The following is a 13,767-nucleotide window of genomic DNA, read 5'->3' as shown; positions in this document are numbered from 1 at the left end:
CACAGGGCGCTGCTCGTTCATTCGGCTGGACCTTTTCAATTCAGTCCCACCGGAGTTCCCCATGCATCGCGCTTTACTGCTGACCCTTACCCTCGCCTTGCCCGGCTTTGCCTGGGCCGCCGATGACTGCTCGACCGAGATCCATGGCACCGACCAGATGACGTTCGACAAAAACGAAATCGTGGTGCCTGCCAGTTGCAAGAGCTTCAAGGTCGTGCTGAAACACCCTGGCAACCTGCCCAAGGAAGTGATGGGGCATAACTGGGTACTGAGCGAAACCAGCAACATGCAAGCCATCGTCAACGACGGCGCCGCAGCTGGCGTCGCGCATGACTACCTGAAACCCGATGACGCCCGGATTATTGCCCACACAAAAATGCTCAGCGGCGGCGAAGAAGACAGCGTGACCATCGACACCAGCAAACTGAAGGCTGATGGCGACTACCAGTTCTTCTGCTCATTCCCGGCCCACTCGGTGCTGATGAAAGGCCGCTTCAAGATCGGCGTGTGAAACGGGGGCCGCCAGCGATGGCGGCCTCTTCAAGGCATTACCAGCCCCGGCCCGAATTGACCCAGAAGTTGACCGACAAAGAGGTCGACACCGATTCGACCTGATGGAACCAGCCCTCCGGCAGGAACAACAGATCGCCGGCCTCCAGCACGATGCGGTGAAAAATCACCTCCCGCGCAGCCGGATATTTGTCAAAGTCCGGTTGATTGGGATTCACCTCACAGCCCTCCAGGCCACCGCCCTCGGAGGTCGACCAGGTGCCCAGCGCCTCCCGATAATGCGGCGCCGCCAGAATGAACGACTTCTGCCCCCAGACCTGCGCGAACATGTTGTCCGAGTCATCCCGGTGCAGCGGCGTCAACGTGCCCTTGGGGCCGATCCAGATACGCGGTTTGATATAAAGCGAGCGGTCGAAATACTCCGGAAAGCGAATCAGCTCCAGCAACTGCGGCGGCACCACGTTATTGCCCATGTAGGGCGGCTTTTCTCCCGGTGCCAGCGGCCGCTCCAGCGAGGCGATGAATTCGGCAATGGACGTGGAACGGAAATCGCGGTCCGTCGAGAAGGTTTTCTCCGCGTAATCACCGTGCCGGGTAATGCCCTTCAACTCGGCGAAATGCACGATGGATTCTTCGCGGCTCATCTTGAAGAACGGCCAGTCGCGCAGGGCATCAGTGAGAATCACCGGCGTGCCGAACGGCAGGTAGTCACGGCGAAAGTCTGCCACCGACAGACCAGCGAAAGGCCGCCGCTCGATCTCCCGCAGCACCGGCTGTTCGGCCGAAAGTCGGTCACTGACGCGCTCACGCGCCGGGTAACGCTGATTCATTTTGACAGCAGGTTTCTCGACCGGTGTACCACGCCGCGCAGCATTGATCATCTGCGGCAACAGAGTGGCCAAACCCATCTGCCCGTCGATCTTCAAGCGGCCGCTGGCGAACAGTTCTTCGACATCCTGCGTGCCTTGCAGAATACCGGCAAACTCCTGCGCCCCCACCGCGATGGTTACATCAGCAGCCACATGCCGCCCCGGCTGGACATCAAGCCCGTCCTTTACCGCCGCCCACACCGCATTGCCCTGGCCAAAATCGAACTGGAACACCCCCTGCACGCCCACCGCCTGCGCACCAGAAAACAGCCGGGTCAATACCGCGAGCACATCCATACATCATCTCTCCTGAGAGGTAGATAAAGTGCCCGCCCACATCACCGTTTTACAGAGCGGCACACGACATGCCCTTTAAACGAGTAGCCTGCCGGTGAAATTATCCGAAACACCCCGGCATTAAATTCCCCAATGCCTGACTCGTTATTCCTCGCAACCACCGGCAGCCAGCCGGTACACGTGGACAGAGCCCGGGAGTTTAATGAGCATGAGTCGCGCAGCCAGGAAATGGCTAATCTTGAGCATCGTGACATTGGCCGCACTGGCAGCCGTCGCCGCCCTGGCCTGGTGGTTTTTTATAGGCCGCCTGCAACCGTACCCCTCGGACGTCATGCGCCGCGCCACAGAAATGCAAGAGCGCATTCTGTCGTTCGACAGCCACATCGATATTCAGCCGCGTTTCGGCACCTCCGGCAATGAAGCCAACATTGATGGCCGGACTCAATTCGATCTGGTCAAGGCCTCCCGCGGCCGCCTCAGTGGTGCTGCCCTGACGATCTGGGCCTGGCCGGAGTTCTGGAACGGCGCCAATGGCCCGCACCGCCCGACACCGGGCTTCGAGGAAGCGGCACGTCACGAACAAGAAACCCGCTATCGGATCATCACCGGTATCGCCAAGGACTTCCCGAATCAGGCCGGTATCGCCTACACCCCTGCCGACTTCAGACGCCTGGCTCACGAAGGCAAGTTCGCCATCGTGATCAGCATGCTCAATGCCTATCCGCTGGGCACTGATGTATCCCGCCTGGACGACTGGGCCGCACGGGGCATGCGCATCTTCGGCTTCAGCTACGTCGCCAACAATGCCTGGGCCGACTCTTCACGACCTATGCCGTTTTTCGGTGATTCGCCAGATGAACATGGAGGTCTATCCGAACTGGGCCGGCAGGCCGTGCGCCGCCTCAACGATCTGGGTGTAGTGATCGACGTGTCACAAATGTCCAGCCTGGCCGTTGAGCAAGTCACACAACTAAGCCGCGCCCCGGTGATCGCTTCGCACTCCAGCGTCAAGGGGCTGGTAGACCTGCAGCGCAACCTCAGTGACAAGGAACTGCGCCTGATCCGTGATACCGGCGGCGTAGTGCAGATTCCGGGCTTTTCGTCCAACGTGAAAGCCTTCTCCGACGAGACCTTGGAAAAGGTCAACACCATGCGCGCCGGCTTCGGCCTGCCCAAGGTGCAGAACCTGTCCCAGGCCAGCATGCCCGCCGACCCGGTGTTCTCGATCTGGCCGGAGAAGAAGTTTGGTGAGTACGCCGGTGCGCTCTACGCCATCCTCGACGAAGATCCTCGTGCTTCGCTCAAGGAGTTCGGCGACGCCATCGACTATGCCGTGAAAAAGATCGGCATCGATCATGTCGGTATCAGTTCCGACTTCAACGATGGTGGTGGGCTCATTGGCTGGGAAAATGTCGGCGACAACCGCAATGTCACCGCCGAGCTGATCGCCCGCGGCTACTCCGAAGAGGACATTGCCAAGCTGTGGGGCGGCAACTTCCTGCGGGCCTGGGAGCAAGTGCAAAAGCTTGCAGCGCCTGGCCACCCTCAAACCTCGGCGAAACAGCCATGATCACCACCAGCCGACGAGAATTCATCAAGGCCACCGGGCTTATCGGTGCAGGACTGAGCCTGGGTACATCCTCCTTACAAGCCAGTACCAATAGCGTGCCCACTGCCGTACCGGTCAATGACTGGGAAAAGTTTCGCCAGTTGTTTCCTCTGGATTTCAACTACGCACACTTCGCCAACTTTCTGGTGACCGCCCATTGCGAACCAATACGCGCAGCGATCGACGCCCATCGGGCACGTTTGGACCGTAACCCGGCGCTGGCAATGGATTACGACCGCCAGGAAGTCTGGCAGCACGAGCATGAAGTACGTACCCAGGCGGCACGCTACCTCAATGTTTTACCCGGGCAGATCGCCTTGACGGGCAGCACCACCGAGGGCCTGAGCATCGTTTACAGCGGCGTCAGGCTCAAACCAGGGCAGGAAATCCTCACCACGGTGCATGAGCATTACTCGACTCGCTATGCACTGCAATATCGTACCCAGCGCGAGGGTGCCGTGGTACGCAAGATCAGCCTGTTCCAGACGCCTCATGAGGCTTCGGAAGATCAGATCCTCGATACCATCTCGCGCAGCATCCGGCCCGAGACCCGCGTGCTGGGCATGACCTGGGTGCATTCCGGCAGCGGCGTAAAATTGCCCATTGGCAAAATCGGCGAACTGGTCAGGGAGAAGAACAAGGATCGTGCCGACGATGAACGGATCATCTACTGCGTCGACGGCGTGCATGGTTTTGGTGTTGAAAATCTCAGCTTCCCGGAGATGAACTGCGACTACTTCATTTCCGGCACCCACAAGTGGATGTTCGGCCCGCGCGGCACCGGCATCATTTGCGCAGCATCGGAGAACAGCAACGACCTGATCCCCTTTAGTGCAACCTTTTCCGAGGCGAAAAACTTCGGTACCACCTTCACGCCTGGCGGCTACCACTCGTTTGAGTATCGCTGGGCCGCCAGCAAAGCTTTCGAGCTGCACCTGCAATTGGGCAAAGCCGCCGTGCAAAGCCGGATTCATGAGCTCAACGACTACCTCAAGCAACAATTGAAAACCCTCAAGGGTGTCGAGCTGGTTACCCCAACGAGCAGCGCCCTGTCGGCGGGCTTTACCTTCTTCCGCATCACGGGCCAGGACGACGAGCAACTCGCCGCTTACCTGAATCAGAACCGGATCATGGTGGACTCCGTCAGTCGAGATGCCGGTCCTGTAGTGCGCATGGCGCCCGGCCTGCTCAATACCGAAGCAGAAGTGGACAGAGCCATACAACTGCTGGCGAAAAAAGTGTGAACAAACTGTCTCGCCAAAGCACAGCCCCCCGTCCGGTTCAGAGGAGCCCTATGAACAAGCAACATTCGTACATCTTCGCCTCACTGCTTGCGCTTTCGTTCAGCCTGCCGTCTGCGTTCGCCCAGGCTGATGACACCAAGAAACCCGGCACCGTCTTCAAGGATTGCAAGGACTGCCCTGAGATGGTGGTTTTGCCTGCCGGCAGTTATGTTATGGGCGCACCGGACGATGAGCTGGGTCGGCAACCCGATGAAGGTCCACAACACACCGTGACCTTCGCCAAACCGTTTGCAATCAGCCGTTTTCAGGTCACCGCCGGCGAGCTGGATGCCTATATCAAGGCGAGCGGTGCAGTGATCAAAAGCGGCGACAAACGCCCTGGTCGTTGGTGCGAGGCGAGCAAGCCCACTTATAAGCAAGGCCCGAGGCAACCAGCGGTCTGTATCGACTACCACGAAGTACAGGCTTACGCCGACTGGCTGGCCAAACAGACCGGCAAGCCCTACCGAATGATCAGCGAGGCAGAGCGCGAGTACGCCGCGCGAGCAGGCTCGACCGGCCCGTTCCCCTTCTCATTCGATGAGGAGGGCGAATACCAGATCAGCAAGCACGCCAATACTTACGGCCCCAAAGACGGCTACGCCTACAGTTCACCGGCAGGTAGCTACCCGCCCAATGCCTTCGGGGTCTATGACATGCACGGTAATGTGTATGAATGGGTCGCCGATTGCTGGCACAAGGACTATGTCGGAGCCCCCACGGATGGTAGCGCATGGATTGATAATCCGAATTGCGAGCGTGCCCACATGCGCGGTAACGACTGGGGCGAGCCACCCATTTTCTCTCGCTCGGCCAACCGCAACGACCGGCTGAAAACCACACGTGGCGACTTCCTCGGTTTCAGGGTAGCCAGAGAACTCTGAAGTACCGTAAGCCCGCCGACATGCCCGCTCCTGAGCGGGCATTTTTTTGCCTGACGCCATAACCCGATTCTGAACGTGCTCCTGAGCCAGTCGTTCTAAATCCCGCCCCCACTTCTTCGTTTCACAGCTATAGCCTTTGAAGCGCGGAACGCCCGAATGAATACTCATGCCGACCTAGCGGTCCTCAGCCATCTTTATCCCGACCGGCAACTGCGGGTTCATTGCAGCGAAGACACACTCGTGGTGCTGCTCGACAACATCACGCATCTGGAGATTGCACTGCATCTCGCTTGTTCCGATCAATTGGAGGGCAAGCTGCGCTATCTGGAGCACGGTCTTGAACAGCAGACATTGCTGGCGGCGCTGGAAGCAGTTTTCACGACTCACCCGTCGCTAAAAAGCATCACGCTGACAGGCACGACCTCCACCGCGACCGACTCTCTGATTGCCGATGGCGTATTGAGAACCACCGGTCCCGAGCACATCACGTGTTACGCCGAAGCGTTCTGGCAGCACCCACAGGTATGGCTCAACAAAGCCTCATTCGGCGCGCCACCACAACAATTGGTCATCAGCGACGGCAAACGCCATCCGCTACGCCCCACGCCCTCAACAGAGGTGCTGTATAGCCGCTATATCCCTTGGGTGGGTCAGACGCTGACCTTTCAGCAAGCAGACCCGGACCGCGACCTGCACGCTTTCAACCGCTGGATGAACAGCCCGCGTGTCGCGCACTTCTGGGAAGAAGAAGGCAGCCTGGAACAGCACCACGCCTATCTGCAAAAACAACTGAACGACCCGCACACCCTGCCCTTGATCGGCCGCTTCGACGGTCAGCCGTTTGGCTACTTCGAGGTCTACTGGGCCAAGGAAGACCGTATTGCGCCGTTCTATGACGCCGCTGATTACGATCGCGGCCTGCACCTGCTGGTCGGTGAAGAAGCGTTTCGCGGCAAGGCGTTCTACACCGCCTGGTTTTCCTCGATCTGCCATTACCTGTTCCTCGACGACCCGCGCACCCAGCGTCTGGTCTGCGAGCCACGCCACGACAACCTGCGACAAATCGCCAACTTCGACCGCAGCGGCTTTGCCAAGGTCAAGCATTTCGATTTTCCCCACAAGCGCGCACTGCTGGTGATGTTGACTCGTGAGCGCTTCTTTTCCGAGCGGCTGTACCAACCCCTGGACAGCGTCAAACCATCGAAGGAAGGAATTACGGTATGAGCACCGCCACCATTCATGACGTCATCGGCGTCGGCTTCGGCCCCTCCAACCTGGCCCTGGCCATTGCCCTGGAAGAACTCGCGCAACACAACGGCAAGGCGCTCAATGCCCTGTTCCTCGACAAGCAGGCCAACTACCGCTGGCACGGCGATACGTTGTCCTCGCAAAGCGAGCTGCAGATTTCCTTCCTCAAAGACCTGGTGTCACTGCGTAACCCCACCAGCCCTTACAGCTTCGTCAACTACCTCAAGAAGCAGGATCGGCTGATCGACTTCGTCAACCTGGGCACCTTCTACCCTTGCCGTCTGGAGTTTAACGACTACCTGGGCTGGGTCGCCGAGCAGTTTGCCGAGCAGGCCGTCTATGGTGAAGAAGTCACACGCATCGAGCCCGAACTCGATAATGGTGCAATTCATCATCTCAAGCTGATCTCGCGTAATGCCAACGGCCAGGAGCAGGTCCGTCGCACTCGCTCGGTGGTGATCAGCACCGGTGGTTCGCCAAAAATCCCGACCGCGTTCGAGCCCTTCAAGAACGACCCACGCGTATTCCACCACTCCACCTACCTGAGCAGCGTAAAAAACCTGCCGTGCAGCGAAGGCAAACCGATGCGTATCGCGATCATCGGTTCGGGGCAAAGCGCTGCCGAAGCCTTCATCGACTTGAACGACAGCTTCCCGTCAGTGAAGGTGGAAATGATCCTGCGCGGCACCGCCCTCAAGCCTGCCGACGACACCCCGTTCGTCAACGAAATTTTCGCGCCGCAATACACCGATCTGGTGTTCCAGCAGCCGCCACAAGATCGTCAGAAGCTGATCAACGAGTACCACAACACCAACTACTCGGTGGTCGACCAGGAACTGATCGAGCGCATCTACGGCATCCTTTATCGCCAGAAAGTCGCCCATCAATACCGTCACGCCGTGCTGTGCCGCCAGCAGGTTGAAGCGGTGCATTCCAGCGAGCAAGGCATCGAACTGACCCTGCGTGACCTCGCCACCCACCAGCAGCGCACCCATCGCTACGACGCTGTCATTCTGGCCACCGGCTATGAGCGCCGAACCCACCGCTCACTGCTGGCGCCACTGGAAGATCACCTGAAAGGTTTCGAAGTGGACCGCGACTACCGCGCGCTGGCCTCTCCTGCGCTGCACGCCCCAGTGTTTCTGCAAGGCTTCTGCGAAGCCTCACATGGCCTGAGTGACACGCTGCTTTCCGTACTGCCGATGCGCAGCGAAGAAATCGGCAAGGCCCTGTACCGATCACTGAAGATCAGCCACCCGATCAACGACACTCAGGCCGCCACGCTGATCAGCGCCTGACCCAGCAGGAATTGTGTATGTCCCAGCCGAACCGCGGCGCCATCCGCGACCTTCTGAGCCTGCTCAGACCCTTCTGGCCGATCGTGACGTTATCTGTAGTGTTGGGCATGGCCGGCGGCCTGAGTATCACCACGCTGCTTGCCACCATCAACGGCGTCTTGCACTCAGACAGCGGCATGACTCAAGGCATCGTGCTGGGCTTTGCGGGCCTGTGCCTGCTGGCGTTGCTCAGTTCGATCGTGTCCGATATCGGCTCCAACTATGTCGGCCAGAATATTGTTGCCAGGCTGCGCAAAGAACTGGGCGAAAAAGTCATGTCTGCGCCCATCGAGCAGATTGAGCGCTACCGCACCCATCGGCTGATCCCGGTCCTGACCCATGACGTGAGCACCATCAGCGACTTCGCCTTCGCCTTTGCCCCGCTGGCCATCTCGATGACTGTGACGCTCGGCTGCCTGGGTTACCTGGCCATGTTGTCATGGCAGATGTTCTTGCTGATGGTGGTGGCCATCGCCATCGGTACGACTGTGCAATTCATCGCTCGCAGCCATGGCATCAAAAGCTTTCTGGCTGCCCGGGAGACTGAAGACGAGCTGCAAAAGTACTACAGCGCCGTAGCACAAGGCGCTAAAGAACTGCGCATCCACCGCCCGCGCCGGCAGCGGATGTTCGATCAACGGATCCAGGGCACCACCGACCAGATTCGTGACCTGCAAATCCGCGCCATCAACATTTTTGTAGTCGCAAAAACGTTCGGCTCGATGCTGTTCTTCGTGGTCATCGGTCTGGCCTTGGCTTTCCAGGCTTATTGGCCCAACGCTGACAAGAGCGTGATGAGCGGCTTCGTGCTGGTGCTGCTGTACATGAAAGGCCCACTGGAACACCTGATCGGGACCTTGCCGATCATCAGCCGGGCACAGATCGCGTTCCGCCGCATCGCTGAGCTGTCCGAACAATTCTCATCACCGGAACCGCATCTGTTGCTACAAGACAAGCAGAGCAAGCCACGGACTATCCAGAGCCTGGAACTGCGCGATGTGCAATATGCCTTCCCGGCAGTCGAGGGCAACGAGCCGTTCAGGCTGGGCCCGGTCAACCTGCACATTGAGCAAGGCGAGATTGTGTTCATCGTTGGCGAGAACGGCTGCGGCAAGACCACCCTGATCAAACTCCTGCTAGGCCTCTACCCGCCACACAAAGGCGAAATCCTGCTGGATGGCCAGCCGGTCATCGCTCAGACCCGGGACGATTACCGCCAGCTGTTCACCACAGTGTTTGCTGACTACTACCTGTTCGACGAACTGGTTCAGGGCGGTGGCGACGTACCCAAGGAAGCCGAACGTTATCTGCAGCGCCTGGAAATCGCGCACAAGGTCAGCATCCGCGACGGGGCTTTCAGCACCACCGACCTGTCCACCGGGCAACGCAAGCGCCTGGCCCTGCTCAGCGCCTGGCTCGAAGGCCGCCCCGTATTGGTGTTCGACGAATGGGCCGCCGACCAAGACCCGACCTTCCGGCGTATTTTCTATACCGAGCTGCTGCCCGACCTGAAACGTCTGGGCAAGACCATCATCGTCATCAGCCATGATGACCGCTACTTCGACATCGCCGATCAGCTCGTCAGGATGGAATCCGGCCGGGTCAAAAGCGAAGCCATACCTGCCTGAAAAAATCCCTCCGAAACGCTTCCGGTTTTCAAAACGGAAGCGTTTTACTATCGCGAAAAGAAAAAATTCTCACTTGCATAAACAGAGAACATCATGCCCGCACACACTTCGAGCAAACTGACACCCTTGGCCAAAGCACTGCTGATGCGCAACGCGTTCCGTGCCCGCCTGCCTGTTACAGGTCTTGGCCTGATGCTGTCCATGGGGATGGCGGTACAGGTCCAGGCACAGGAATGGAGCCTGAATATTCCGGCGCAGCCGCTGGACAAGGCATTGCAGGCTTTTGCTGAACAGGTGAATGTTCAGGTTCTGTACAACCCGAGCGATGTACAGAGCCTGCGCTCGACCGCCCTGAACGGCCGATATGATCTGGATCGTTCGATCAGCACGCTGTTGCAAGGTACAGGGGTTCATTATCAGCTCACGGGAAATACGCTGACGTTGCTGCCGCCGGCGTCGGGTGGCAATGCTATGGAGTTGTCATCGGTCAATATTTCGGGTAAGGCGCCAGGGTCGATTACTGAAGGAACAGGTTCGTACACGACCTATGCAACCAGTAGTGCTACGCGCTTGAACCTGTCTCCCAAGGACACGCCACAGTCAATTACCGTACTGACCAGCCAGCGCCTGGAAGACCAGCGGCTGGAGAGTCTTACAGATGTTCTGGAAGCCACGCCTGGGGTCAGCGTACTGCACGTAACCGGCTATGGCGCTGACAGCGCGACTATCTCGTCAAGAGGAAGTACCGTTAATAGTTTTCAGATTGACGGCGTACAAACATCAAGCTCTCTTCAAACCTACCTGCAAAACACGGCGATATATGACCGGGTTGAGGTCGTTCGCGGCGCCACCGGTTTGATGAACAGCCTTGGATCGCCTGCCGCCACAGTGAATATGGTTCGCAAGCGCCCAACTTATGAGCCTCAAGTCAGTTTGACGGCAGAAGCCGGCAACTGGAGCCGCTATGGCAGTGGCGCAGACATTTCCGGACCATTGACCGAAACCGGCAATGTCAGGGGTCGCATGGTGCTGGATTACAAACGCCAAGGCGCCTGGGTCGATAACTACAAACAGGACAGCTTTACCTTCTACGGTATTGGAGAGATCGACCTCAACGACAGCACCTTGCTGACGCTGGGAGCAAGCCACATCACCCGTGATACTGAGGCGCCCGTAGGCCGGGTACCGTTGTATTACGGGACAGGTCAACGTGTCGATTTCAGCCAGTCAGATACAGCCGGCCCGTCGTGGACCTACTACGACCACGAACTGAGCAATGTATTCGCCTCGATTGAGCATCACTTCAACTCCAACTGGAGTGGCAAGGCTGAGGTCAATTACACCGAACATACAGGCGATTCCCTATATGGTGTATTGGGCACCATCGCGCGTCCCGGCGCGGGCAGCAACATCAGTAGCCTGCTGCGTTATCAGCCTACCGACCGTCAAAGCACCTTTGACACCTACCTGACCGGCACCTTCTCGTTGTTCGGCCGTGATCATGAATTGATCAGCGGCGTTACACTGTCTGACTTGCAGTCCAAGGCGCCCACCTATAACGCCACTTACTCGACCGGCACCTACTATGTGCCCGACTACTTCGACCTGGCAGATACACTCGCAAAACCTGACAGAATTACCGAAACAGGTAAAACCGTCACTCATGAAACGCAGCAAAGCGCTTACCTGAGCGCGCGCTTCAGCCTCAGCGATTCGACCAACCTGCTGCTGGGCGGACGCGTGACCGACTGGAAACGGGACGTGGACTCCACAACCTTCAGCTCAGGCGTCAAGAGTGAGCGTTTGAACAAGAAAACCGGACTGTTCGTGCCTTATGCCGGCCTCGTTCATGCACTCGACGACAACTGGTCGGTCTATGCAAGCTATACCAAGATCTTCAACCCTCAATTGGCCCGCTACCTGGATATCAATAACTCCCCGCTCGATCCTGAAGAAGGGATCAGCTACGAGGTGGGTATCAAGTCCAGCTTCAACGAAGGGCGGATCAACGCCAGTCTTTCGCTGTACAAAACAGAGCTGGATAACCGCGCCTACTGGTATACGCTGGGCAACCGCACCATTTATGACACCGAAAGCGGCACGGAGACAAAAGGGGTTGAACTGGAGTTCAACGGTGAGCTGACAGAAGGCTGGCAGGTCGGCGCAGGCTATAGCTACAACGATATCCGCGATGCCAACGACGCACGGCTCATGACCTTTGTACCACAGCACATCGCCAAGACCTTCTCCACCTACAAGCTGCCTGGGGCCCTGAACAAGCTGACCATCGGTGGCGGTCTCGACTGGAGCTCCAAGGTCGAAAACCTGGGGTTCACCCAAGGCAGTTATGCTCTGGCCAATCTCATGGCTCGCTACCAGGTCAACAGCAATCTGTCTGTCTCGGTCAACGTCAACAACATCTTCGACAAGGAATACCTGACCAGCTACAGCACCTGGGGTACTTACGGTCCACCACGGAACTTCATGACGTCGCTCAAGTACACTTACTGATCGACAGCCACACGCAAAAAGCCGCCCTTGGGCGGCTTTTTGCGTTTACCACCACGCGTCAAAAACGGGCGGCACTGCTAGTGAGTAGCAAACCTGATGCTGATGCCTCCCTGGGTACTCGTCAGACCGTCATGTGTTAAACAACAGCCCGGCCTGTGACATGTGCCGGGCTGCTGCCATTACGCTCTTTTCAACACGATGCGCGACTCAACGACAAGGCTCAGACAACCGTATGCTTGCGGACCCGCTCAGCCAGCGAAGCCAGAAGTTCAGGGCTGAAAAGCATCCGTTCATGAGCTACAGGTAATTGGTCAGAGAAAGCAATGCCCTGTCTCGCGCACTCCTGTATGAAGTCACTTTCCAGAGCCGCTATATCCTTGAAGTTCACCGATGACCACCAGCACTCAGGGCGCGCCTGAATTGGCTTGAGAGAGAACTCACGCCCCAATGCCTTCATTTTTTCAAAGGTGTTGTAGCCAATCGAAACTTCGGCCATGAGCGCGTAGTTATCATAAACGCCCTTGTACAACGCATAATCCGCTTCACCGGCCAGCGATTTGATCAGGAACTCAACGAGCGAGTCATCTTCCAGACCCTGGTTGCGCCCTTCGTTGACCAGGCTCATGACCTGCTCTTCAGTGTGCCCGGAGAAAAATGCCCGGACGAACTGCACGGCCTCATCGTTGCGCGCCTCCAGACTACGCTCCTGCTCTTTGCTCTGAGGGAGCTCGGCCCGTTGCACAACATGACGCCTGGAGAGTGCCTCAGGGAGCATAGGATCGATCAGCAAGGCAAATTCGATCTGCTGCCCCCTCTGCTCCAAGGCATGCGCGACATCGATGGCCAACGCCCCTCCAGTAGACCATCCCAACAGCCGATAGGGCCCGGTAGGCTGGGCAGCGACAATTTCATCCAGGTAATAGTCGACCATCTCCGCCCAGGATTCATGCGTCTGGCTGGTGCTCACGAAGGCCTTGTTAAGCAGTCCGTACACCGGGCAAACAGCGTCCAGTTCATGGGCCAATGAGTAATACGAAAAAATCGACCCTCCTCCAGGCGGCAGGCAATAAATCGCCCTGCCCGCCGATTGACAACTGTTAAGCGCAATCACGCTTTTTCTGAAGCCTTTGATACTGGAGCGTATGAAGTCAGCCTGCTTGCGAACCGTGGGGTTCATCAAGAAATCATAAACAGCGAACCCCTCATCCAGCATGTCCTTTATGCGTCCCACTGCACTCAACATCAAGATTGAATGGCCACCAAGGGCAAAGAAGTCATCGTCCAGACCGACATCATCCAGGTGCAGAGTCTCTTTCCAGATCGAGACCAGCTGGCGCTCAAGCCGGGTTCTTGCCGCACCACCCTGAAGCTGCGGCGAGAAGTCTGAAGGTGCCGGGAGAGCCTTGCGGTCCAGCTTGCCGTTAGGGCTTAGCGGCAGCCGGTCCAGGAATATCAGATGCGCCGGCACCATATAGTCCGGTAGCGTGGTCTTCAGATGCTCACGCAAACGGGCACGCAGAGCGTTCTGCGCTTCGCCTTCAACCGTCGGTTCTACACTCACCAGATATGCGGCCAGTTGCTTGCCACTTGG

10 protein-coding genes are annotated in these 13,767 nt (G+C 57.9%); 8 read left to right on the top strand and 2 right to left on the bottom strand.

All coding sequences use genetic code 11. The features are described from left to right. Positions 1 to 61: 61 nt before the first annotated feature. On the top strand, positions 62 to 511 hold the full coding sequence (azu, locus tag NRB16_RS27705; RefSeq protein WP_257107451.1) for an azurin: 450 nt from the start codon (positions 62 to 64) through the stop codon (positions 509 to 511). A 37-nt stretch (positions 512 to 548) separates the two neighbouring features. Here azu and NRB16_RS27700 read toward each other — a convergent pair whose 3' ends face one another. Continuing rightward, positions 549 to 1,676 (bottom strand): cupin-like domain-containing protein, encoded by a 1,128-nt coding sequence (locus NRB16_RS27700; RefSeq protein ID WP_257107450.1) that lies wholly within the window; start codon positions 1,674 to 1,676, stop codon positions 549 to 551. A 202-nt stretch (positions 1,677 to 1,878) separates the two neighbouring features. On the opposite strand from NRB16_RS27700, the gene NRB16_RS27695 reads away from it, so the two are divergent. The 7 genes from NRB16_RS27695 to NRB16_RS27665 all read left to right on the top strand — a co-directional run bounded on the left by NRB16_RS27695 (position 1,879) and on the right by NRB16_RS27665 (position 12,176). After that, positions 1,879 to 3,246: a dipeptidase gene (locus tag NRB16_RS27695; protein WP_257107449.1), complete on the top strand. Its 1,368-nt coding sequence runs from the start codon at positions 1,879 to 1,881 to the stop codon at positions 3,244 to 3,246. Further along, complete coding sequence (locus tag NRB16_RS27690; RefSeq protein ID WP_257107448.1) at positions 3,243 to 4,529, top strand: aminotransferase class V-fold PLP-dependent enzyme; 1,287 nt, start codon at positions 3,243 to 3,245, stop codon at positions 4,527 to 4,529. The genes NRB16_RS27695 and NRB16_RS27690 overlap by 4 nt, the downstream gene beginning before the upstream one ends. Before the next feature lie 50 nt (positions 4,530 to 4,579). Then, positions 4,580 to 5,452 carry a formylglycine-generating enzyme family protein gene (locus NRB16_RS27685; RefSeq protein ID WP_257107447.1) on the top strand — a complete coding sequence of 291 codons (873 nt, stop codon included), beginning with the start codon at positions 4,580 to 4,582 and terminating at the stop codon, positions 5,450 to 5,452. Between the two features lie 156 nt (positions 5,453 to 5,608). Continuing rightward, a complete protein-coding gene (locus NRB16_RS27680) occupies positions 5,609 to 6,676 on the top strand; it encodes a GNAT family N-acetyltransferase (RefSeq protein WP_257107446.1) in 1,068 nt (355 codons plus the stop codon). Beyond that, positions 6,673 to 7,998 carry a lysine N(6)-hydroxylase/L-ornithine N(5)-oxygenase family protein gene (locus NRB16_RS27675; RefSeq protein ID WP_257107445.1) on the top strand — a complete coding sequence of 442 codons (1,326 nt, stop codon included), beginning with the start codon at positions 6,673 to 6,675 and terminating at the stop codon, positions 7,996 to 7,998. Before NRB16_RS27680 ends, NRB16_RS27675 begins: the two co-directional genes overlap by 4 nt. Positions 7,999 to 8,015: 17 nt before the next feature. After that, positions 8,016 to 9,665, top strand: a complete 1,650-nt coding sequence (locus NRB16_RS27670) for a cyclic peptide export ABC transporter (protein ID WP_257107444.1) — start codon at positions 8,016 to 8,018, stop codon at positions 9,663 to 9,665. A gap of 93 nt (positions 9,666 to 9,758) precedes the next feature. Continuing rightward, on the top strand, positions 9,759 to 12,176 hold the full coding sequence (locus NRB16_RS27665) for a TonB-dependent siderophore receptor (RefSeq protein ID WP_257107443.1): 2,418 nt from the start codon (positions 9,759 to 9,761) through the stop codon (positions 12,174 to 12,176). Positions 12,177 to 12,396: 220 nt separating this feature from the next. Here the strand turns inward: NRB16_RS27665 and NRB16_RS27660 are convergent. After that, a partial coding sequence (locus tag NRB16_RS27660) for a thioesterase domain-containing protein (RefSeq protein WP_257107442.1) occupies positions 12,397 to 13,767 on the bottom strand: 1,371 nt, incomplete at its 5' end.

The organism is Pseudomonas sp. LJDD11, from assembly GCF_024584215.1.
Classification (GTDB): Bacteria; Pseudomonadota; Gammaproteobacteria; order Pseudomonadales; family Pseudomonadaceae; genus Aquipseudomonas.
The sequence above is the reverse complement of the archived record's forward strand: the minus strand, read 5'-3'. Positions and strand labels throughout refer to the sequence as shown.